This is a genomic window from Streptomyces sp. NPDC001544 (genome assembly GCF_042894285.1).
In the GTDB taxonomy this organism is placed as follows: domain Bacteria; phylum Actinomycetota; class Actinomycetes; order Streptomycetales; family Streptomycetaceae; genus Streptomyces.
Window position 1 is genome coordinate 60,699 of the sequence record NZ_JBIAVN010000024.1, and the last position, 22,383, is coordinate 83,081.

Annotated in this window: 18 protein-coding genes; 13 read left to right on the top strand and 5 right to left on the bottom strand. The window is 73.4% G+C overall.

Annotated features, from left to right (window positions below; translation table 11 throughout):
• Positions 1-36: 36 nt before the first annotated feature.
• The 7 genes from ACFY0F_RS36420 to cobI all read left to right on the top strand — a co-directional run bounded on the left by ACFY0F_RS36420 (position 37) and on the right by cobI (position 11,174).
• Positions 37-978, top strand: coding sequence for a cobalamin biosynthesis protein (locus ACFY0F_RS36420; RefSeq protein ID WP_388804495.1), 942 nt, complete (start codon positions 37-39; stop codon positions 976-978).
• Positions 975-2,483 carry a cobyric acid synthase gene (locus ACFY0F_RS36425; RefSeq protein WP_388804498.1) on the top strand — a complete coding sequence of 503 codons (1,509 nt, stop codon included), beginning with the start codon at positions 975-977 and terminating at the stop codon, positions 2,481-2,483. The genes ACFY0F_RS36420 and ACFY0F_RS36425 overlap by 4 nt, the downstream gene beginning before the upstream one ends.
• Entirely contained in the window at positions 2,480-6,130 is a 3,651-nt protein-coding gene (gene cobN, locus ACFY0F_RS36430) for a cobaltochelatase subunit CobN (RefSeq protein ID WP_388804501.1), read from the top strand. The genes ACFY0F_RS36425 and cobN overlap by 4 nt, the downstream gene beginning before the upstream one ends.
• A 169-nt stretch (positions 6,131-6,299) precedes the next feature.
• Positions 6,300-8,291, top strand: a complete 1,992-nt coding sequence (locus ACFY0F_RS36435) for a putative cobaltochelatase (RefSeq protein ID WP_388804504.1) — start codon at positions 6,300-6,302, stop codon at positions 8,289-8,291.
• Positions 8,291-8,890, top strand: a complete 600-nt coding sequence (cobO, locus tag ACFY0F_RS36440) for a cob(I)yrinic acid a,c-diamide adenosyltransferase (RefSeq protein WP_388804506.1) — start codon at positions 8,291-8,293, stop codon at positions 8,888-8,890. The genes ACFY0F_RS36435 and cobO overlap by 1 nt, the downstream gene beginning before the upstream one ends.
• Positions 8,884-10,446 (top strand): cobyrinate a,c-diamide synthase, encoded by a 1,563-nt coding sequence (locus ACFY0F_RS36445; RefSeq protein ID WP_388804509.1) that lies wholly within the window; start codon positions 8,884-8,886, stop codon positions 10,444-10,446. The genes cobO and ACFY0F_RS36445 overlap by 7 nt, the downstream gene beginning before the upstream one ends.
• Positions 10,443-11,174 (top strand): precorrin-2 C(20)-methyltransferase, encoded by a 732-nt coding sequence (gene cobI / locus ACFY0F_RS36450; protein WP_388804511.1) that lies wholly within the window; start codon positions 10,443-10,445, stop codon positions 11,172-11,174. Before ACFY0F_RS36445 ends, cobI begins: the two co-directional genes overlap by 4 nt.
• Before the next feature lie 14 nt (positions 11,175-11,188).
• On the opposite strand, the gene ACFY0F_RS36455 is transcribed toward cobI, so the two are convergent.
• Entirely contained in the window at positions 11,189-11,920 is a 732-nt protein-coding gene (locus ACFY0F_RS36455; protein ID WP_388804513.1) for a ZIP family metal transporter, read from the bottom strand.
• Between the two features lie 102 nt (positions 11,921-12,022).
• On the opposite strand from ACFY0F_RS36455, the gene cobM reads away from it, so the two are divergent.
• From cobM to cobC, 6 genes are all read left to right on the top strand, one after another.
• Complete coding sequence (cobM, locus tag ACFY0F_RS36460; protein ID WP_388804516.1) at positions 12,023-12,841, top strand: precorrin-4 C(11)-methyltransferase; 819 nt, start codon at positions 12,023-12,025, stop codon at positions 12,839-12,841.
• Positions 12,838-14,082: a precorrin-6y C5,15-methyltransferase (decarboxylating) subunit CbiE gene (gene cbiE, locus ACFY0F_RS36465; protein ID WP_388804518.1), complete on the top strand. Its 1,245-nt coding sequence runs from the start codon at positions 12,838-12,840 to the stop codon at positions 14,080-14,082. The genes cobM and cbiE overlap by 4 nt, the downstream gene beginning before the upstream one ends.
• Before the next feature lie 196 nt (positions 14,083-14,278).
• Positions 14,279-15,961, top strand: a complete 1,683-nt coding sequence (gene cobJ / locus ACFY0F_RS36470) for a precorrin-3B C(17)-methyltransferase (RefSeq protein WP_388804521.1) — start codon at positions 14,279-14,281, stop codon at positions 15,959-15,961.
• Positions 15,958-16,545, top strand: a complete 588-nt coding sequence (locus tag ACFY0F_RS36475; protein WP_388804524.1) for a precorrin-8X methylmutase — start codon at positions 15,958-15,960, stop codon at positions 16,543-16,545. The genes cobJ and ACFY0F_RS36475 overlap by 4 nt, the downstream gene beginning before the upstream one ends.
• Complete coding sequence (locus ACFY0F_RS36480) at positions 16,542-17,474, top strand: sirohydrochlorin chelatase (protein WP_388804527.1); 933 nt, start codon at positions 16,542-16,544, stop codon at positions 17,472-17,474. The genes ACFY0F_RS36475 and ACFY0F_RS36480 overlap by 4 nt, the downstream gene beginning before the upstream one ends.
• On the top strand, positions 17,464-18,528 hold the full coding sequence (gene cobC, locus ACFY0F_RS36485; protein WP_388804530.1) for an Rv2231c family pyridoxal phosphate-dependent protein CobC: 1,065 nt from the start codon (positions 17,464-17,466) through the stop codon (positions 18,526-18,528). Before ACFY0F_RS36480 ends, cobC begins: the two co-directional genes overlap by 11 nt.
• A 185-nt stretch (positions 18,529-18,713) precedes the next feature.
• Here cobC and ACFY0F_RS36490 read toward each other — a convergent pair whose 3' ends face one another.
• Genes ACFY0F_RS36490 through ACFY0F_RS36505 form a run of 4 tightly spaced genes read right to left on the bottom strand, consistent with a single transcriptional unit; the run spans position 18,714 to position 22,311 of the window.
• Positions 18,714-19,805: an amidohydrolase family protein gene (locus tag ACFY0F_RS36490; protein WP_388804533.1), complete on the bottom strand. Its 1,092-nt coding sequence runs from the start codon at positions 19,803-19,805 to the stop codon at positions 18,714-18,716.
• 18 nt (positions 19,806-19,823) lie between these two features.
• Positions 19,824-20,618 (bottom strand): amino acid ABC transporter ATP-binding protein, encoded by a 795-nt coding sequence (locus ACFY0F_RS36495; protein ID WP_388804536.1) that lies wholly within the window; start codon positions 20,616-20,618, stop codon positions 19,824-19,826.
• Positions 20,615-21,451, bottom strand: coding sequence for an amino acid ABC transporter permease (locus ACFY0F_RS36500; protein WP_388804538.1), 837 nt, complete (start codon positions 21,449-21,451; stop codon positions 20,615-20,617). The genes ACFY0F_RS36495 and ACFY0F_RS36500 overlap by 4 nt, the downstream gene beginning before the upstream one ends.
• Positions 21,448-22,311 carry a transporter substrate-binding domain-containing protein gene (locus ACFY0F_RS36505; protein WP_388804541.1) on the bottom strand — a complete coding sequence of 288 codons (864 nt, stop codon included), beginning with the start codon at positions 22,309-22,311 and terminating at the stop codon, positions 21,448-21,450. Before ACFY0F_RS36505 ends, ACFY0F_RS36500 begins: the two co-directional genes overlap by 4 nt.
• Positions 22,312-22,383: the final 72 nt, after the last annotated feature.

Genomic DNA, 22,383 nt, shown 5'->3' on the forward strand with positions numbered 1-22,383 from the left:
CCAGGTCGCTGCCCGACCCCACGGCCGGCTGAGCCGATGCGTGCCGATCGCGTCTTCGCGTACGGCGCCGCCGCCGGCCTCCTCGGCGACCACCTGCTCGGTGATCCGCACCGCGGGCATCCGGTCGCCGCGTTCGGGCGGGCCGCCGCCGCCGTGGAGCGGGTGCTGTGGCGTGACCACCGGGGATGGGGCGCACTGCACACCGCGGCCTGCGTGGGTGGCGCCGCCGGTCTGGGCGCCGTCGCCGCCGCGGCCGTACGCTCCTCCCGCAGCGCCTCCGTCGCGCTGACCGCCGCCGCCACGTGGGCCGTCGTGGGCGGGACCTCCCTCGCCCGTGAGGCCCGGCGCATCGGGCGTGCGCTTCAGGCCGGGGACGTCGAGGGCGCCCGGGAGCGGCTGCCGCACCTGTGCGGCCGGGATCCGCAGGCGCTCGACGCCGACGGGATCGCCCGGGCCGTCGTGGAGTCCGTCGCGGAGAACACCTCCGACGCGGTCGTGGGGGCCCTGGTCTGGGGCGCCCTCGGCGGGGTGCCCGGGCTGCTGGGCTTCCGGGCCGTCAACACCCTCGACGCCATGGTCGGGCACAAGTCCCTCAGATACCGGCGGTACGGGTGGGCCTCGGCGCGGCTGGACGACCTCGCGGGATGGCCGGGGGCACGGCTGACGGCCGCCCTGGCGACCGTGGCGGGCGGCGACCCGCGCGGAGCCGTACGGGCCTGGCGGGCCGACGCCGGCAGGCATCCGAGCCCCAACGCCGGGCCCGTGGAGGCCTCGTTCGCGGGGGCGCTCGGCGTGCGGCTGGGCGGAACCCTGTCGTACGGGGGGCGGGTGGAGCACCGGCCGGTGCTGAACCAGGAGGGACGCACCGTCGCCGTGCCCGACATCGAACGGGCCGTACGGCTCTCCCGGCGGGTCGGTCTGCTCGCGCTCGGCGTCACCGTCGCCGCGCGCGCCGTTGTGAAGGGACGTGGGAAATGAGCGGGGGCCTCCTGGTCGCCGGTACCACCTCCGACGCGGGCAAGAGCGTCGTGACCGCCGGTATCTGCCGTTGGCTGGTGCGGCAGGGGGTCAAGGTGGCGCCGTTCAAGGCGCAGAACATGTCCCTCAACTCGTTCGTGACGCGGGAGGGCGCGGAGATCGGGCGGGCGCAGGCCATGCAGGCACAGGCGTGCCGTGTCGAGCCGACCGCGCTGATGAATCCCGTGCTGCTCAAGCCGGGCGGCGAGCAGAGCAGCCAAGTGGTGCTGCTGGGCAAGCCGGTGGGCGAGCTGAGCGCGCGCGGCTATCACGGCGGGCGGCAGCAGCGGCTGCTGGGGACCGTGCTGGAGTGCCTGGAGGAGTTGCGCGGCACGTACGACGCGGTGATCTGCGAGGGGGCCGGTTCACCCGCCGAGATCAATCTGCGCCGGACGGACATCGTGAACATGGGCATCGCGCGGAACGCGCGGCTGCCCGTGCTCGTCGTCGGCGACATCGACCGCGGGGGTGTGTTCGCCTCCTTCTTCGGGACGGTCGCCCTGCTGTCGCCCGAGGACCAGGAGCTCGTCGCCGGGTTCCTGGTGAACAAGTTCCGCGGTGACGTCTCCCTGCTGGAACCCGGCCTGGACATGCTGCAGGGGCTCACCGGACGGCGCACGTACGGCGTGCTGCCCTTCCGGCACGGGCTCGGCATCGACGAGGAGGACGGACTGAGGGTGTCCTTGCGGGGGACGGTGCGCGAGTCGAACACCGCCCCGCCCGTCGGCGAGGACGTGCTGCGGGTCGCCGTGTGCGCGATCCCGCTGATGTCCAACTTCACCGACGTGGACGCGCTGGCCGCCGAACCGGGTGTCGTGGTGCGGTTCGTGGACCGGCCGGAGGAGCTCGCGGACGCCGACCTCGTGGTGATCCCGGGGACGCGCGGGACCGTGCGGGCGCTTCAGTGGCTGCGGGAGCGCGGGCTCGCGCAGGCGATCAGCAGGAGAGCCGCCGAAGGACGGCCGGTCCTCGGGATCTGCGGCGGCTTCCAGATCCTCGGCGAGCACATCGAGGACGAGGTCGAGTCGCGCGTCGGTCAGGTCGAAGGGCTCGGAGTCCTCCCCGTCCGCGTGCGGTTCGCCCGCGAGAAGACCCTCACCCGGCCGGTGGGCGAGGCCCTCGGCGAGCCGGTCGAGGGGTACGAGATCCATCACGGGGTCGCCGAGGTGACGGGCGGCACGCCCTTCCTGGACGGCTGCCGGGTCGGCCAGACCTGGGGCACGCACTGGCACGGCTCGCTGGAGTCGGACGGCTTCCGGCGGGCCTTCCTGCGCGAGGTGGCCGCCGCCGCGGGCCGCCGCTTCGTACCGGCGCCGGACACGTCGTTCGCCGCGCTGCGCGAGGAGCAGCTCGACCGGCTCGGCGACCTGATCGAACAACACGCGGACACGGACGCGCTCTTGCGGCTCATCGAGTCGGGCGCGCCGCAAGGACTGCCCTTCATTCCACCGGGAGCGCCCGCATGAGCACAGTGCTGTTGTTGTCGACCGCCGACACCGATCTGCTGGCGGCCCGGGCCTCCGGCGCGTCCTACCGGATCGGCAACCCGACCCGGGTGGACGTCGAGGCCGAGCTGCCGTCGCTCCTCGCGGGCGCCGACATCGCCGTCGTACGGCTGCTCGGCGGCAAGCGGGCCTGGGAGGACGGACTGGCCGCGCTCAGGACGTCCGGCGTCCCGACCGTGCTGCTCGGCGGAGAGGCCGTGCCGGACGCCGAGTTGATGGCCGAGTCGTCGGTGCCCGCCGGTGTGGTGGCCGAGGCGCTGAAGTACCTCGTGGAGGGCGGCCCGGAGAACCTGACCGAGCTGGCCCGGTTCCTGTCCGACACCGTGCTGCTGACCGGTGAGGGCTTCGTCGAGCCGCGGAAGATGCCGGAGTACGGCGTGCACGGCTCGCGCACGTTCCAGGACGGCCGCCCGACCGTCGGCGTGCTCTTCTACCGCGCCCACGAGCTGAGCGGCAACACCGCCTTCGTGGACACCCTGTGCGACGCGATCGAGGCGCGCGGCGCCAACGCCCTGCCGGTCTACTGCGGTTCGCTGCGCGGCGCCGACGCCGGGCTGTACGAGATCCTCGGCCGGGCGGACACCCTGGTGGCCACCGTGCTCGCCGCGGGCGGCACGCACGCCTCGCAGGCCTCCGCGGGCGGCGACGAGGAGGCGTGGGACATCGGGGCGCTGGCCGGGCTGAACATCCCGGTGCTGCAGGGGCTCTGCCTCACCTCGTCGCACGCGGCCTGGGACGAGTCCGACGCCGCCCTCTCCCCCATGGACGCGGCGATGCAGGTCGCGATCCCGGAGTTCGACGGGCGACTCATCACGGTGCCGTTCTCCTTCAAGGAGCAGGGCCCCGACGAGGTGCCGGTGTACGTGGCGGACCCCGAGCGGGCGGGACGGGTCGCCGGGATCGCCGTACGCCACGCGCAGTTGAAGCACAAGGCCAACGCGGACAAGAGGATCGCGCTGGTCTTCACCGCCTACCCGACCAAGCACTCCCGGGTCGGCAACGCGGTCGGTCTGGACACCCCGGCGTCGGCGGTACGGGTGCTGGACGCGCTCCGTGACGCCGGGTACGGCCTCACCGAGTACCCCGACAACGGGGACGAGCTGATCCACCGCCTCATCGAGGCCGGCGGGCACGACGTCGAGTGGCTCACGGAGGAGCAGCTTGCCGCCGCGCCCGCGCGCGTGCCGCTCGCCGACTACCGGGCGTGGTTCGACAAGCTCGACCCGGAGCTGAAGGACGCCATGCTGGAGGCGTGGGGCGAGCCCCCGGGGTCCCTCTACGTCGACGGCGACGACATCGTCCTCGCCTCCCTCCGGTTCGGGAACGTCGTCGTCATGATCCAGCCGCCGCGCGGCTTCGGCGAGAACCCGATCGCGATCTACCACGACCCCGACATGCCGCCGTCGCACCACTACATGGCCGCGTACCGCTGGCTGGAGAACAGCTTCGGCGCCGACGCGATCGTGCACATGGGCAAGCACGGCACGATGGAGTGGCTGCCCGGCAAGGGCCTCGGGCTGTCCGGCGGCTGCGCGCCGGACGCGGTCCTCGGCGACCTGCCGCTGATCTACCCGTTCATCGTCAACGACCCCGGCGAGGGCACCCAGGCCAAGCGGCGCGGGCACGCCACGGTCGTCGACCACCTGGTGCCGCCGATGGCCCGCGCCGACACCTACGGCGACCTGGCCAAGCTGGAGCAGCTCCTCGACGAGTACGCGCTCGTCTCGGACCTGGACCCGGCGAAGGCGCCGACCGTGCGCGCGCAGATCTGGACCCTGGTCAAGGCCGCGGAGCTGCACCACGACCTGCATGTGGCGGAACAGCCGGACGACGACGAGTTCGACGAGTTCGTCATGCACATCGACGGCTACCTCTGCGAGATCAAGGACGTGCAGATCCGCGACGGTCTGCACATCCTGGGCGGCGGCCCGGTCGGCGAGCCCCGGGTGAACCTGGTGCTCGCCGTGCTGCGGGCCTCGCAGGTGTGGGGCGGGCAGGCCAACGCGCTGCCGGGACTGAGGGCCTCGCTGGCGGCCCACTTCGGGCTGGTGGAGAAGGAACTGCTGGCCGGGCCGGGCGCCCCGGTGAAGGTGCCGGCGGAGCTGACCGACCTGGTGGAGGGGCCGGCCCGGACGGCCGCCGACACGATCGACCTGCTGGAGCAGCTGTGCCGGCGGATCGCGGAGGGCATGGAGTCCCGGGCGTGGGACGTGACGGCAGCGGCCGGTCTGGTGGGTGAGGTGCTCGGCGCCGAACTCCCCGACGCGGTCGCCGTGCTGGAGTTCGCCTGCACCGAAGTCGTGCCCCGGCTGGCCCGGACCACCGACGAGATCGGGCACATCCTGCGCGCGCTGGACGGCGGTTACGTCCCGGCGGGACCGTCCGGCTCGCCGACGCGCGGGCTGGTGAACGTCCTGCCGACCGGCCGCAACTTCTACTCCGTGGACCCCAAGGCCATCCCGTCGCGGCTGAGCTGGGAGGTCGGCCAGTCGCTGGCGGACTCGCTGGTCGCGCGCTACCTGCAGGACACGGGCGCGTACCCGAAGTCCGTCGGCCTGACGGTCTGGGGCACGTCCGCCATGCGCACCCAGGGCGACGACATCGCCGAGATCCTCGCCCTGCTGGGCTGCCGCCCGGTCTGGGACGACGCCTCGCGCCGGGTGACCGGCTTCGAGGTGGTCCCCCTGGCCGAGCTGGGCCGGCCGCGCATCGACGTCACGGTCCGGATCTCCGGCTTCTTCCGGGACGCGTTCCCGCACGTCGTCGGGCTGATCGACGACGCGGTACGGGCGGTGGCCGAGCTGGACGAGCCCGCCGAGTCCAACTACGTACGGGCGCACGCCGACGAGGACACCGCGCGGCACGGCGACCGGCGGCGCGCGACCGCCCGTGTCTTCGGCTCCAAGCCGGGCGCCTACGGCGCGGGCCTGCTGCCGCTGATCGACGCGCGCAACTGGCGCTCCGACGCGGACCTCGCCGAGGTGTACGCGGTGTGGGGCGGCTACGCCTACGGGCGCGGGCTCGACGGGCGGGCGGCCCGCGGGGACATGGAGACGGCGTTCAAGCGGATCGCGGTCGCGGCGAAGAACGTCGACACCCGCGAGCACGACCTCGTCGACGCCGACGACTACTTCCAGTACCACGGCGGCATGGTCGCCATGGTGCGGCATCTGACGGGCGCCTCCCCCGAGGCGTACGTCGGCGACTCGGCCGTGCCGGACCAGGTGAAGACCCGCACGCTCGGCGAGGAGACACACCGTGTCTTCCGGGCCCGCGTGGTCAACCCGCGCTGGATGGCGGCGATGCGCCGGCACGGCTACAAGGGCGCCTTCGAGATGGCGGCGACCGTCGACTACCTCTTCGGCTACGACGCCACCGCGGGCGTGGTCGACGACTGGATGTACGAGAAGCTCAGCGCGGAGTACGTCTTCGACGCCGAGAACCAGGAGTTCATGCGCAAGTCCAACCCGTGGGCGCTGAGGGGCATCACCGAGCGCCTGCTGGAAGCCGCGGAGCGAGGCCTTTGGGCGGAGCCGGACCAGGAGACCCTGGACCGGCTCCGAGCGACCTACCTCGAGCTTGAGGGCGATCTGGAGGGAGAAGCGTGAGCTCCCTGGAAATCCCCGCAGCGGCGGGGAGCAACGCGCACGGACGGCTGTCGATCTGGCAGTGCCCGGACCATCCCCGCGTCGGCGGGGATCCGAGCGACACGTTGACAGCCGTGTGCCCGGCACGCGGCCGACTCGGACACCAGCCACTCGAAGGAGTGATCCAGGCATGAGCACGCCCTTTCCCTTCACTGCCGTCGTCGGGCAGGACGATCTGCGCCTGGCGCTGCTCCTCAACGCGGTGAGCCCCGCCGTGGGCGGCGTCCTGGTGCGGGGTGAGAAGGGGACTGCGAAGAGCACCGCGGTGCGTGCGCTGGCTTCGCTGATGCCTCAGGTGGACGTCGTCTCCGGATGCCGGTTCTCCTGCGACCCCGGCTCCCCCGACCCCGCCTGCCCGGACGGGCCGCACGCACCGGGGGCGTTCGAGTCCCGGCCGGCCCGGATGGTCGAGCTGCCCGTCGGCGCCTCCGAGGACCGGCTGGTCGGGGCGCTCGACATCGAGCGGGCGCTCGCGGAGGGCGTGAAGGCGTTCGAGCCCGGTCTGCTCGCCGACGCGCACCGGGGGATCCTGTACGTCGACGAGGTCAACCTCCTCCACGACCACCTGGTCGACCTGCTGCTGGACGCCGCCGCGATGGGCGCCTCCTACGTGGAGCGCGAGGGCGTCTCCGTACGGCACGCGGCCAAGTTCCTGCTCGTCGGCACCATGAACCCCGAGGAGGGCGAGCTGCGGCCGCAGCTCCTCGACCGGTTCGGGCTGACCGTGGAGGTCGCGGCCTCGCGGGAGCCGGAGCAGCGGGTGGAGGTCGTGCGGCGGCGACTGGCGTACGACGACGATCCCGCCGGCTTCGCCGCCCGCTGGGCCGAGGAGGAGGCCGCCGTACGGGCGCGGATCGTGGCGGCGCGGGAACTGCTGCCGTCGGTGCGGCTCGGCGACGGGGCGCTGCGGCAGATCGCCGCGACCTGTGCGGCCTTCGAGGTGGACGGCATGCGGGCCGACATCGTGATGGCCCGTACCGCGACCGCGCTGGCCGCCTGGGCCGGGCGGACCGACGTGCTCGCCGAGGACGTGCGGCAGGCCGCGCTGCTCGCGCTGCCGCACCGCCGCAGGCGCAACCCCTTCGACGCGCCGGGGCTGGACGAGGACAAGCTGGACCAGACCCTGGAGGAGTTCTCCGGCGAGGACGACGAGGATCCCGACCCCGACGGCCCCGGCGGCGGTGGCGGGCAGCCCCCGCAGGGTGACGGCGACCCGCAGGGCGGGGACACCGGCGCGAGCCCCGAGGCCGGTGAGGGCGGGGAGCCGCAGCCTTCCGGCGCCGGGGCGGGCGAACAGGCCCCCGCCCGGGCCGCCGAGCCCTTCCGCGCCAAGGTGCTCAGCGTCCCCGGCATCGGCGAGGGTGCCGCCGGCCGGCGTTCCCGGGCGCGGACCGAGCACGGCCGCACCACCGGGGCCCGGCGCCCGCAGGGCACGCTGACCAAGCTGCACCTGGCGGCCACCGTGCAGGCCGCCGCCCCGCACCAGCGGGCACGCGGGCGGTCCGGGCCGGGACTGGTCGTGCGCCGGGACGATCTGCGGCAGGCCACCCGGGAGGGGCGTGAGGGGAACCTCGTGCTGTTCGTGGTGGACGCCTCCGGGTCGATGGCGGCACGGCAGCGGATGAGCGCCGTGAAGGGCGCCGTGCTGTCCCTGCTCCTCGACGCCTACCAGCGGCGGGACAAGGTGGGCCTGGTGACCTTCCGGGGGAAGGACGCCCAGGTCGCCCTGCCGCCGACGTCCTCCGTGGACACGGCGGCGGCCCGGCTGGAGTCGCTGCCGACCGGCGGTCGGACGCCACTGGCCGCGGGGCTGCTGCGTGCCCACGAGGTGCTGCGGGTCGAGCGGCTGCGGGATCCGGCGCGGCGGGCGCTGGTCGTGGTGGTGACCGACGGGCGGGCCACCGGTGGGCCTGAGCCGGTCGCGCTCGCCGGGCGGGCGGCCCGGCTGTTCGCCGCCGAGGGCATCGCGTCGGTGGTCGTGGACTGCGAGTCGGGGCCCGTACGGCTGGGGCTCGCGGGACAGCTCGCCGGTGAACTGGGGGGCACGGCGGTGACGCTGGACGAACTGCGGGCGGATTCGATCGCCGGACTGGTGAAGGACGTACAGAGGAGGGCCGCGTAATGCCTCAGGGACAGCCGAGTGTGGTGCCGGACGACGGGCTGACGACCCGGCAGCGGCGCAACCGTCCGCTGGTCGTCGTCCACACGGGCATCGGCAAGGGCAAGTCGACCGCCGCGTTCGGGCTCGCGCTGCGCGCCTGGAACCAGGGCTGGCCGATCGGGGTGTTCCAGTTCGTCAAGTCGGCCAAGTGGAAGGTCGGCGAGGAGAACGCGCTGCGGGTGCTCGGCGCCTCCGGCGAGGGTGGCACCGTCGACTGGCACAAGATGGGCGAGGGCTGGTCCTGGGTCCAGCGCGACGATCAGATGGACAACGAGGAGAAGGCCCGGGAGGGCTGGGAGCAGGTCAAGCGGGACCTCGCCGCCGAGACGTACAAGCTGTACGTGCTCGACGAGTTCGCGTACCCGATGCACTGGGGGTGGGTGGACACGGACGAGGTCGTCGACGTGCTCCGGAACCGGCCCGGCACCCAGCATGTGGTCATCACCGGGCGGAACGCGCCGGAGAAGCTCGTCGACTTCGCCGACCTCGTCACCGACATGTCCAAGGTGAAGCACCCCATGGACGTCGGGCAGAAGGGGCAGAGGGGCATCGAGTGGTGACATCCGTGCCTCGGCTGGTCATCGCCGCGCCGGCCTCCGGCAGCGGCAAGACCACCGTTGCCACGGGGCTGATGGCCGCGCTGACCGGGCGGGGGCTGGCCGTCTCCCCGCACAAGGTCGGGCCCGACTACATCGACCCCGGGTACCACGCGCTCGCGACCGGGCGGGTGGGGCGCAACCTCGACGCGTACCTGTGCGGACCCGAGCTGGTCGGCCCGCTGTTCCTGCACGGGGCGCGCGGGTGTGACATCGCCGTCGTCGAGGGTGTGATGGGGCTGTACGACGGCGCCGCCGGGGAGGGTGAACTGGCGTCCACCGCGCAGGTGGCGAAGCTGCTGCGGGCGCCGGTGGTGCTGGTCGTGGACGCGTCGTCGCAGTCGCGGTCGGTGGCGGCGCTGGTGCACGGGTTCGCTTCCTGGGATCCGGAGGTGCGGGTCGGGGGCGTGATCCTCAACAAGGTCGCGTCCGACCGGCATGAGGCGCTTCTGCGGGAGGCGCTGGATTCCGCCGGGGTGCCCGTGCTGGGGGTGTTGCGGCGGGTGGCTCAGGTGGAGACGCCGTCGCGGCATCTGGGGCTGGTGCCGGTCGCCGAGCGGCGGGCTTCGGCGGTGGGGGCTGTTGCGGCGATGGCTTCGCAGGTCTCCGGCGGGTGTGATCTGGAGGCGTTGGTCGGGCTGGCGCGCAGTGCGGGAGCCTTGTCGGGTGCGGCTTGGGATGCGGCCGAGGCTGTGGGTGTCTCGTCCCCGCCGCCCCTGCCCTTCCCGTCCTCCAGGGGCTCCGCCCCTTCGACCCCGCCAGGGGGCTCCGCCCCCTGGACCCCTCGCGGGGCTTCGCCCCTGCACCCCACCGGGGGCTCCGCCCCCTGGACCCCCGATCGGCCTGGACGGCCTCGTCCTCAAACTCCCCCAGAGGGGGCACCCCCGGACGGGCTGAGTGATGCCGACCGGCGCTCGAAGGTGACCGTCGCCCTGGCCGGAGGCCCCGCGTTCACCTTCTCCTACGCGGAGCACAGTGAGCTGCTCACCGCCGCCGGAGCCGAAGTCGTCCCCTTCGATCCTCTCCGTGATGAGCAACTGCCGGACGGTACCCGAGGGTTGGTCATCGGCGGTGGGTTCCCGGAGGTGTACGCCGCCGAGCTGTCCGCCAACGAACCCCTGCGCAAGGCCGTCGCAGCCCTCGCGGAGACCGGGGCTCCCGTGGCCGCCGAGTGTGCGGGGCTGCTCTATCTCTGCCGGGAGCTCGACGGGCGGCCCATGTGCGGGGTGGTGGACGCGTCCGCCCGGATGAGCGAGCGGCTGACTCTCGGGTACCGGGACGCCGTCGCCGTGAGCGACAGTGTGCTCGTCGGCGCCGGGACCCGGATGCGTGGGCACGAGTTCCACCGGACGGTCGTCGAGCCGGGGGCGGGGGCGGAGCCCGCGTGGGGGGTGCGCGGCGCCGAGCGGCGCGTCGAGGGTTTTGTACAGCAGGGCGTGCACGCGAGTTATCTGCACACGCACTGGGCGTCCGCGCCCGGTGTGGCCCGTCGGTTCGTGGAGAGGTGCCGGACGTCATGAGCAGCAGGCTGGTCGGAGTCGGGGTGGGCCCCGGTGATCCGGAGCTGGTGACCGTCAAGGGCGTGGGCGCCCTGCGTGCCGCCGATGTCGTCGTCGTACCGGTGATGGACACCCTGGAACGCGGGCGGGCCGAGGCGACCGTGTTGCACTACGTGCCCGAGGAGAAGGTCGTGCGGGTCGTGTTCGCGCTCAACGAGCGGACCGACCGGGGACGGCGGGAGGCGGCCTGGGACGCGGCCGGCGAGCGGGTCGCCGGGCTGCTGCGGGAGCGCGGGTCGGTGGCGTTCGCGACCATCGGGGACCCCAACGTGTACTCCACCTTCACCTATCTCGCCCAGACCGTCGCGGAGCTGGTGCCGGGGACGGTGGTGGAGACCGTGCCCGGGATCACCGCCATGCAGGATCTCGCGGCGCGCTCGGGTGCCGTGCTCACCGAGGGCACGGAGCCGCTGACGCTGGTGCCGGTCACCGCCGGTTCGGCCGTGCTCAAGGAGGCCCTGGCCGGGCCCGGGACGGTCGTGGCGTACAAGTTCGGGCGGCAGGCCGCCGAGGTCGTTGAGGCGCTGCGGGAGACCGGAAGGCTCGGGGACGCCGTGTGGGGGTCGGCGCTCGGGCTGGAGAGCGAGTCCATCCGGCCGGCCGCCGAGCTCGGCGGTGAGCCGCTGCCGTACCTCTCCACGCTGATCGCGCCCGCGCGGCGCGACGGCGGACGGGGCGGGAAGCTGTGAGAGCGCCCCGCTTGTCAGCCGGAGAGGCCGACCACGAGCCAGATGAACGCCACCCCGGCCACCGTGCACAGCAGGGTGGAGTGGGCGGGGTGCTCGTGGTGGGCCTCGGGGAGGATCTCCGCGGCGGCGAGGTAGAGCAGCGCGCCGCCGAACAGGCCGAGATAGCCGCCGAGGAACGCCTCCGGGATGGTGAAGAACACGGCCGAGGCGGCGCCCAGCACGGGCGCACAGGCGTCGGCGACGAGCATCGCGACGGCCTTGCGGCGCTCGTTGCCGTACAGGCTGGTGATGGTGAAGGTGTTGAAGCCGTCCGCGAAGTCGTGGGCGATGACGGCGAGCGCGACCGCCGCGCCCATGCCGCCGCCCACCTGGAAGGCCGCGCCGATCGCGACACCGTCCATGGCACTGTGGCCGACCATCGCGCCCGCGGCCGCGAGACCCACCTCGGGCGCGCGGTGGTTGTGTCCCTCGGCACCGCCGTGCGCGGCCTGCCGGGCGGCCAGCGTGCGTTCCACCAGGTGGGCCAGGAGGAAACCGGCCACGAACAGCAGCAGGGCCGCCGGCACGCCGAACACCTCGCGGCCGGCCGCGTGCAGCGCCTCCGGCAGCAGGTCGAGGCCGACCACGCCCAGCATCAGGCCTCCGGCGAGGCCCAGGACCAGGTGGCGGCGGTCGGTCACGCGTTGTGCCGTCCACCCTCCGGCCAGCGTCATCAGGAACGCGCCCAGCGCGACGAAGACCGCCATGTGCTCTTGCTATCCGATCGACCCGCGCTCACGCACACACGGCCGTAGCCGCCGTACTCACAGGACTTTGCTCGTAGGACTTGTAGGGAAGGACAGATTCTCATGGCCGATGCCCCCACCGGCAAGGTGACCTTCGTCGGGGCCGGCCCCGGCGCCGCCGACCTGCTGACGTTCCGTGCCGCGCGCGCCATCGCGGAGGCCGACGTGGTGATCTGGGCGGCCAGCCTGGTCCAGGCGGAGGTTCTCGAGCACGCGCGTGCGGACGCGGAGATCCTGGACTCGGCGACGATGTCCCTGGAGGACGTCGTCACCGTGTACGAGCGGGCCCACCGGGAAGGCCTGCAGGTGGCCAGGATCCACTCCGGCGACCCGGCCCTGTGGGGCGGCACGCAGGAGCAGCTCGACCGGTGTGCCCGGATCGGGATCGCGACGGAGGTCGTGCCCGGGGTCTCCGCCTTCTCCGCCGTGGCCGCCCTCGCGCAGCGGGAGCTGACCATTCCCGAGGTGGCGCAGTCGGTCGTCCTCACCCGGCTGGGCGGTGGCAAGACGCCGATGCCGCCCGGTGAGGAGGTACGCGAGTTCGCCCGGCACGGCACCACGATGGCGATCTTCCTGTCCGCCGCCCGCAGCGGGCAGCTCGTGCGGGAGCTGCTGGAGGGCGGCTATCCGACGGACACCCCGGTCGTCGTCGCCTACCAGGCGACCTGGCCGGAGGAGCTGGTCGTGCGGTGCACGGTCGGCACGCTGGAGGAGACCGTCAAGGAGCACAAGCTCTGGAAGCACACGCTGTTCCTGGTCGGCCCGGCCCTGGACGCCGAGGGCACCCGCTCGCACCTGTACCACCCCGGTCACTTCCACGGCTTCCGCAAGGCCGACCCCGCGGCCCGCAAGGCCCTGCGCGAGCGAGGGGCGAGTACGTGATCACGGTCGTCGGTACGGGAACCGGGGCGCCGGTCGACGCCGAGGTGGTGGCGGGGGCCGAGCTCGTCGTGGGCGGGCGGCGGCACCTGGGCGCGGTGGCGCTGCCCGAGGCCGCCGAGCGGATCGTGCTCGGCCCGCTGGCACCCGCCCTGGACACCATCGGGGAGTACGTCGGCAAGGACCGGCGCGTGGTCGTGCTGGCCTCGGGTGATCCCGGGTTCTTCGGGATCGTGCGGGCGCTGGCCGAACGGTTCGGGTCCGAGCTGCTGGACGTGCGGCCGGGGGTGTCGTCCGTCGCGGCCGCCTTCGCCCGTCTCGGACTGACCTGGGACGACGCGGTGGTGGTCAGCGCGCACGGGCGGAAGCCGCGGACGGCCGTGCACGTGTGCCGTGCGCATCCCAAGGTCGCGGTGCTGACCGGGCCGGGCGCCGGACCCGCCGAGCTGGGCGCCGCGCTCGCCCGCAGCGCCCCCGACCGGGTCCTCGTCGTCGCCTCGGCGCTGGGCTCGGCGGACGAACGTATCGAGCGGGTGGCGCCGGCGGAGGCCGCGGAACGCGACTGGGGCACGGCGGTGAGCGTCGTGCTGTGCCTGGACGAGACGCGGACGCCCGGTCCCATGCGGACGCTCGCCGGCCCGGCCGGCCCGGCCGCTGCCGGGTGGGCGCTGGACGAGGGCGACTTCGCCCACCGCGACTCGATGATCACCAAGTTCGAGGTGCGGGCGCTGGCCCTGGCCCGGCTCGGACCGCGTCCCGGCGAGCTGGTGTGGGACGTGGGCTCCGGGTCCGGGTCCGTCGCCGTGGAGTGCGCGCGGCTCGGTGCCGCCGTCAGCGCGGTGGAGCGGGCCCCGGACGGGGTGGCCAGGATCCGCGCCAACGCCGCCGCGCACGGCGTGGACGTGCACGTGGTCCACGGCACGGCACCCGGGGCGCTGGCCGGACTCGACGATCCCGACGCCGTGTTCGTCGGCGGCGGCGGGCGCGAGCTGCCCGGCATCGTCGGGGAGTGCGCGCGGCGGGCCCGGCGCACCGTGGTCGTCGCGATGGCGGCCCTGGACCGGGTCCCGGCGGCCCGGGCCGCGCTCACCGGGGCCGGGTTCACTTGCGACGGGGTGCTGTTGCAGTCGTCGCGGCTGGCGCCGCTGCCGGGTGACGTGACCCGGCTGGCGGCTACCAATCCCGTTTTCCTGCTGTGGGGGGTCAGAGCCCCCGGCCTCCTGCACGAAGGAGTTGCTCATTGAATCCTCTCCCCCCGCAAAGGAGGAGATTCCTGGCTCACGCTGCTCGTCGGCTCGATGAGCGGCCGAGTCTGACGCGATCGGCACCAGCCGGGTTGAAACCAGCCCGGTTTATGAAGTTGTTGGAGGTTACTGCAGTGCTGGCTTGGTTCTCGCTCAGCGATTCGCGACTCTACCAGTCACCTTTCGGGGGCACCCGGTGATTGCTCTGATTTCGACCACCGCGGCCGGAACCGTCGCGCGCGACCGGCTGGCCGCCGCGTGGCCGGACCGTACGCGCGTGTACGAGGGTCCCGTCGGGGACGCCGTACGGGCCGCGTTCGCGGAATGCGAGCAGCTCGTGTGTTTCCTGGCCACGGGGGCCGTGGTGCGGCTCGTGGCGCCGCTGCTCGCGGACAAGGAGTCCGATCCCGGTGTGGTGTGCGTCGACGAGGGCGGGCGGTTCGCCGTGTCGCTGGTCGGCGGGCACGGCGGCGGGGCGAACGAACTGGCCCGTGAGGTGGGCGGGTTGCTGGGCGCCGAGCCGGTGGTGACCACCGCGACGGACTCCGTCGGACTGCCGGGCCTCGACACGCTCGGGTTTCCGGTGGAGGGCTCCGTCGCGGCCGTCTCGCGGGCCCTGCTGGACGGTGAACCGGTGGCCCTGGAGGCCGAGTCGGTGTGGCCGTTGCCCCCGCTGCCGACGGCGGCGGAAGGGGCGTACACCATCCGGCTGACCGACCGGGACGTCGAGGCGGGCGAGCGTGAGGTGCTGTTGCGGCCGCCGTCCCTGGTGGTCGGCGTCGGCGCCTCCAGGGGCGCGCCGGCCGAGGAGGTGCTCGGGCTGGTCGAGGCCGCGCTGCGGGACGCCGGGCTGTCCGCCAGGTCCGTCGCCGAGCTCGCCACCGTCGACGCCAAGGCGGAGGAGCCCGGGATCGTGGCCGCCGCCGGGCGGCTCGGGGTTCCGCTGGTGACGTACTCCGCCGAGGAGCTGGCGGGCGTCGAGGTGCCCAACCCCTCGGACGCGCCCCTCGCGGCGGTCGGCACGCCGTCCGTCGCCGAGGCCGCCGCGCTGCTCCGGGGCGGCGAACTCCTCGTACCCAAGCGGAAGTCGGCGGCGAGCCCCGCGATGGCGACCTGTGCCGTCGTACGGCGGCCGGGGCGCGGGCGGCTCGCGGTGGTCGGGCTCGGGCCGGGCGCCCGGGACCTGCTCACCCCGCGCGCCGAGGCGGAACTGCGGCGGGCTTCCGTGCTCGTCGGACTCGACCAGTACGTCGACCAGATCCGCGATCTGCTGCGGCCCGGCACCCGGATCCTGGAGTCGGGGCTCGGCGCGGAGGAGGAGCGGGCCCGTACGGCGGTCGCCGAGGCCCGCGCCGGGCACGCGGTCGCGCTGATCGGCAGCGGCGACGCGGGCGTGTACGCCATGGCGTCCCCGGCGCTCGCCGAGGCCTCCGAGGACATCGACGTGGTCGGGGTCCCCGGCGTCACGGCCGCGCTCGCGGCCGGGGCGATCCTCGGCGCGCCGCTCGGCCACGACCACGTGTCGATCAGCCTGTCCGACCTGCACACGCCGTGGGAGGTCATCGAGCGGCGGGTACGGGCGGCGGCCGAGGCGGACCTCGTCGTCACCTTCTACAACCCCCGTTCCCGGGGCCGCGACTGGCAGCTCCCCAAGGCGCTCGCCGTCCTCGCCGAACACCGGGAGCCGACGACGCCCGTCGGTGTCGTACGCAACGCCTCGCGGCCGGACGAGTCCAGCCGGCTGACGAGCCTGGCCGCGCTGGACCCGGCGACGGTCGACATGATGACGGTCGTCACCGTGGGCAACACGGCGACCCGTGAGATCGCGGGCCGCATGGTGACACCGCGCGGCTACCGCTGGCAGGAGGGCGACCGGTGAATCGTGTGGTCCACCCCATCGAGGTGGAGTCCTACCGGCGGCTGCGTGCCCGCCTGGACACCTCGCACTTCCCGCCGCTGACCCGGGCCGTCGTGGAGCGGGTCATCCACTCCGCCGCCGACCTGGAGTACGCCACCGACCTCGTCATGGACGAGGGCGACCTGGAGAAGGCGCACGCCGCGCTGCACGCCGGGGCGCCGGTGGTCGTGGACGTCGAGATGGTCGCGGCCGGGATCACCCGGCGGGAGACCGTCTGCCGCCTCAAGGACGCGGAGTCCGGCCCCGGGCTGACGCGTTCGGCGCACGCGATCCGGCTCGCGTACGAGCAGGTCGGCCCGGGGGCCCTGTGGGTGATCGGCAATGCGCCGACCGCCCTGGAGGAACTGCTGACGCTGGACGCCGACCCCGCGCTCGTCATCGGTCTGCCCGTCGGGTTCGTCGGCGCGGCCGAGTCCAAGGCCGCGCTCCGCGAGAGCGGGCTGCCCGCCGTGAGCAACGTGTCCGAGAAGGGCGGTTCGGCGGTCGCCGCCGCCGCGCTCAACGCCCTGCTGTACCACCCCGTTCCCACCGAGGAGAAGCCGTGACCACCCCGCCCGCCCTGCTCATCGCCGGCCATGGCACCCGGGACGACGCCGGAGCCGAGGCGTTCCGCGACTTCGTCCGGGAGCTGGGCCGCCGCCACCCCGAACTGCCCGTCGCGGGCGGCTTCATCGAACTGTCCCCGCCGCCGCTGGGCGATGCGGTCACCGAACTGGTGGAGAAGGGCGTACGCCGTTTCGCCGCCGTGCCGCTGATGCTGGTGTCCGCCGGGCACGCCAAGGGCGACATACCGGCCGCGCTGGCCCGCGAGAAGGAACGGCACCCCGGCATCTCCTACACCTACGGCCGTCCGCTCGGGCCGCACCCGGCGCTGCTGAACGTGCTGGAGCGACGGCTGGACGAGGCGCTCGGCTCCTCGGTGCGCAGTCCGGAGGACCGGGCCGACGTGACCGTGCTGCTCGTCGGGCGCGGCTCGACCGACCCGGACGCCAACGCCGAGGTGCACAAGGCCGCCCGGCTGCTGTGGGAGGGGCGCGGGTACGCCGGTGTGGAGACGGCGTTCGTGTCGCTGGCGGCACCGGACGTGCCGAGCGGCCTCGACCGGTGCGCTCGGCTGGGGGCCCGGCGGATCGTGGTCCTGCCGTACTTCCTGTTCACCGGGATCCTGCCCGACCGGGTACGGCAGCAGACCGAGGGCTGGGCCGCGGCGCACCCCGAGGTCGAGGTGCGGTCGGCGGACGTCATCGGGCCCGAACCGGAGCTGCTCGACCTGGTGATGGAGCGGTACGCGGAGGCCGTCAAGGGCGACCTCAGGATGAACTGCGACTCGTGCGTGTACCGCATCGCGCTGCCCGGCTTCGAGGACAAGGTGGGTCTGCCCCAGCAGCCGCACTTCCACCCGGACGACGACGAGGACGGCCACGGACACGGGCATCACCATCACGGGGGGCACGCACACAGCCATGCGCACTGAGGACACCGTCACGGGGCAGCACGATCTGCGCCACCACGGGGACGCCGAGGTCCGTGACGACGGGGCCGCGCTGGTCGACCTCGCCGTCAACGTCCGTGCGGACACCCCGCCCGCGTGGCTGCGGGAGCACATCGCCGGGTCGCTGGCCTCGCTCGCCGCCTACCCGGACGGGCGGGCCGCGCGGGCCGCGGTGGCGGCACGGCACGGGCTGCCGGTGGAGCGGGTGCTGCTGACGGCGGGGGCGGCGGAGGCGTTCGTGCTGCTGGCGCGGGCGCTGAAGGTGTGTCGGCCGGTGGTCGTGCATCCGCAGTTCACCGAGCCGGAGGCGGCGCTGCGGGACGCGGGGCACAGCGTGGACCGGGTGCTGCTGCGGGAGGCGGACGGGTTCCGGCTGGATCCGGCGCGGGTGCCTCAGGACGCCGACCTGGTGGTGATCGGCAATCCGACGAATCCGACGTCGGTGCTGCATCCGGCCGAGGTGATCGCCTCCCTCGCCCGGCCCGGGCGGGTGCTGGTGGTCGACGAGGCGTTCATGGACGCGGTGCCGGGTGAGCGGGAGGCTCTGGCCGGGCGGATGGATGTGCCCGGGCTGGTGGTGCTGCGGAGCCTGACCAAGACGTGGGGGCTGGCCGGGCTGCGGATCGGCTACGTGCTGGCCGCGCCGGAGACGATCGGGGAGCTGGAGCGGGCCCAGCCGCTGTGGCCGGTGTCCACTCCGGCGCTGGCCGCGGCGGCGGCGTGCGTCGCACCCCGGGCGCTGGCGGAGGCGGCCCACGCGGCCCACCGGGTGGCGTCCGACCGGGCCCATCTGGTGGCGGGGCTGTCGGCGTTCGCCGGGCTGGGCGTGCGGGTGGTGTCCCCTGCGGAGGGGCCGTTCATCCTGGTGCGGATGCCGGGGGCGGGGGCGGTGCGGGGGCGGCTGCGGGAGCTGGGGTACGCGGTGCGGCGGGGGGACACGTTTCCCGGGCTCGGGGAGGAGTGGGTGCGGGTCGCTGTGCGGGACCGGGGGACGGTGGACGGGTTCCTGCGTGCGCTGTCTTCCGCGCTGGGGTAGCTGGGGCTCCGCCCCTGGACCCCGGCGGGGGCTCCGCCCCTGGACCCCGGGGTTTCCACCCACCCACCCGTGACAGCCGATCGAGGAGTGCCCCCACCTGGGGCTCCGCCCCGGACCCCGGCGGGGGCTCCGCCCCCTGCACCCCCGCAGGGCTGCGCACCCGCCCCCTGGGACTTCCGCCTGCGCTACTCCACCACCGCCCCGTTCAGTACCACCCGTCGCGGCGCCGCCAGTACCCGCACGTCCGCCCTCGGGTCCGCCTCGTACACCACCAGGTCCGCCGGGGCACCCTCGTCCAGGCCGGGGCGGCCGAGCCAGTCGCGGGCGGACCAGGCGGTCGCGGAGAGGGCTTCGGTCGGGGGGATGCCGGCGGTGACCAGTTCGGCCACCTCGTCGGCGACCAGGCCGTGGGCGAGTGAGCCTCCGGCGTCCGTGCCGACGTACACCGGGATTCCGGCGTCGTAGGCGGCTCGCACGGTGTCGTAGCGACGCTCGTGGAGGCGGCGCATGTGGGCGGACCAGCGCGGGAACCTGGACTCGCCACCGTCGGCGAGCCGGGGGAAGGTGGCGATGTTGACGAGGGTGGGGACGATCGCGACGCCCCGGGAGGCGAAGAGGGGGATCAGGTCCTCGGTCAGGCCCGTCGCGTGCTCGATGCAGTCGATGCCGGCCTCGACCAGGTCGCGCAGGGAGTCCTCGGCGAAGCAGTGGGCGGTCACGCGGGCGCCGAGGCGGTGGGCCTCGGTGATGGCCGCCTCGGCCGCCTCATGCGGCCAGCACGCGGCCAGGTCGCCGAGGTCGCGGTCGATCCAGTCGCCGACCAGTTTGACCCAGCCGTCGCCGCGCCGGGCCTCCTGGGCGACGTACGCGACGAGGTCGTCCGGCTCGATCTCGTGGGCGTAGTTCCGGATGTAGCGGCGGGTGCGGGCGATGTGCCGACCGGCCCGGATGATCTTCGGGAGGTCGTCGCGGTCGTCGATCCAGCGGGTGTCGGAGGGCGAGCCGGCGTCGCGGATCAGCAGGGTGCCGGCCTCGCGGTCGGTCAGGGCCTGCTGTTCGGCCACGTCCTTGTCGACCGGGCCGTGTGCGCCGAGACCGACGTGGCAGTGGGCGTCGACGAGGCCGGGCAGCGCCCAGCCCTCCACGGTCGTCACCTCGCGGGCACCGACGGGGCGGTCGTAGGAGATCCGGCCGTCCACGACCCACAGTTCGTCGCGGACCTCGTCCGGGCCCACGAGGATCCGGCCCTTCACGTGCAGCACCGCTTGATCGCTCATGTACGGCACCTTAGTGAGCTACTGGCTGCTCCCGCCCACCTGGTCCGCGGTCTCCTCCTCCACCTCGGCCCTCGCCGGGTCCAGGAGGCGGGAGAGGAAGTGGCGGGTGCGGTCGTGGGCGGGGGCGCCGATGACCTGGTCCGGCGTGCCGTCCTCGACGATGACGCCGCCGTCCATGAAGACGACCCGGTCGGCCACCTCGCGGGCGAAGGTCATCTCGTGGGTGACGACGATCATGGTCATGCCCTCGTGCGCGAGCATCCGCATCACGGCCAGGACGTCGCCCACCAGCTCCGGGTCGAGCGCGGAGGTCGGCTCGTCGAAGAGCATCACCTCGGGGCCCATGGCCAGCGCGCGGGCGATGGCCACCCGCTGCTGCTGGCCGCCGGAGAGGGCGGAGGGGTAGGCGTCCGCCTTCTCCGACAGGCCCACCCGCCGCAGGTTCTCGTCGGCCACCCGCGCGGCCGTCGCCTTGTCCCGGCCGAGCACCCGGCGCTGCGGGAGGGTGAGGTTCTCGGTCACGTTAAGGTGCGGGAAGAGGTTGAACTGCTGGAAGACCATGCCGATGCGGCGGCGGGCGGCGTCGATGTCGACGTCGGGGTCGGTCAGTTCGACGCCGCCGACGTGGACCCGGCCCTTGGTGGGTTCCTCGAGGAGGTTGACGCAGCGCAGCAGCGTGGACTTGCCGGAGCCGGAGGGGCCGATGACACAGACCACCTCGCCCTGGCGGATCTCCAGGTCGATGCCGCGCAGCACGTGGTTGTCGCCGAAGGACTTGTGCAGGTCCTGGATGCGGACCTCGGGGGTGCTCACTTGACGGCCTCCTGGGCCTTGGCCTCCATACGGCGGACGACGAAGCCGAGCGGGATCGTGACCAGCAGGTAGCACAGGCCGGCGACGAGGATCGGCGTGGAGTTGGCGGTGGTGCTCGCCAGGTCGCGGCCGAACTTGGAGAGTTCGCGTTCCTCCAGGGTGACACCGAGGAACAGCACCAGTGAGGAGTCCTTGAAGAGCTGGACGAACTCGTTGGTGAGCGGCGGGAGGATGATCCGGAAGGCCTGCGGGACGATGATCGAGGCCATGGCCCGGGCGGGCGAGAAGCCCAGCGAACGGGCCGCCTCCATCTGGCCCTTGGGCACGGCCTGGATGCCGGCGCGGATCGTCTCGGCCATGTACGCGGCCGCCACCAGGCCGAGAGCGAGGGCCACCTTGCCGTAGGTGCCCCCGATGATCTCGGTGCCGGGGAAGGCCAGGGGCACGGCCACGCCGATGAAGATGAAGATCAGCAGGGCGGGCAGGCCGCGGAAGATCTCGATGTAGATGCCGGCGAGCCAGCGGTAGGGCCCCACGGACGACAGCCGCATCAGCGCGATGACCATGCCGAGCACCAGGCCGACGACGAAGCCGGACACGGTGTACAGGACGGTGTTCTTCAGCGCCAGCGTGATGACGTCCGGGAACATCTCCCGGGCGATGTGGGCCTGCGCGAACTGGTTCTGGAGCTGTCCCCAGTCGGCCGTGACCGCGAAGGCGATCAGGGCGGCGACGAACACGGCGTACTGGACGCCCCGCGACAGCCTGCGCTTCTGGCGGCGGGACAGGCCTTTCTTCCTGGGCCGCACCTCGGCGTCGGCGATGCCGGTCATGAGGCGGAGGGGGAGGCCGCGGCGGTGTCATACGGGCCGATCCACTTCTCGTACAGCTTCTTGTACGTGCCGTCGGCCTTGGCGTCGGCGAGCGCCTTGTTGATGGCGGCGCGGAGCTTGGTGTTGCCCTTCTTCACCGTGAAGCCGTACTGCTCGCCGGTGTTGATGTTGTCGACCACCTTGAAGCGGGCGGCGTTGGCCTTGTCCTTGAGCCAGCCCTGGACCACGGGGTAGTCGATGACGACGGCCTGGACCTGGCCGGTGCGCAGGCCGTTGAGGACCGCGTCGGAGGACTCGAAGGAGACCGGGTCGTAGCCCTGCTTCTTCACGTAGTCCTCGCCGGTGGTCTGCGCCTGGGCGCCGAGCTTCTTTCCCTTGGCCTTGACGTCGGCGAGCGAGTTGATGCCGCTCTTCTTGTCGACGAGGACGGCCTGGGTGGCGTTGAAGTACGGGTCGGAGAAGTCGACGTTCTTCTTGCGCTCGGCGGTGATGGTCATGCCGGCCGCGGCCAGGTCGCACTGGCCGGAGTTGAGGAAGGCGCCCGTCTTGAAGTTCTCGAAGGGCGTGTCGACGATGGCCTGCTTCACTCCGAGGTCCTTGGCCACCAGGTCGATGAGCGAGACGTCGAAGCCCTGGACCTTGCCGTCGATCTCCGACTGGAAGGGCGGGTACGGCAGGTGGGTGCAGGTGGTGAGCTGTCCCGCCTTGACGACCTTGACCCCGCCGGCGGCGGTCTTCGAGCCGCTGCCGCCGTTGCCGGTGGAGGTGCAGCCGGAGGCGGCGGCAGCCACGAGCACCAGGCCGGCCGTCGCGGTGGTGGCGGCCAGGACGCGGGTCCGGCGCCCGGAGGTGGTGTGCACGGGGGGCCTCCCTGTGAGGGAACTTTGGGTTCCGATAATAAGGAAATCTTTGGGTTTCTCAAACCAATCCGA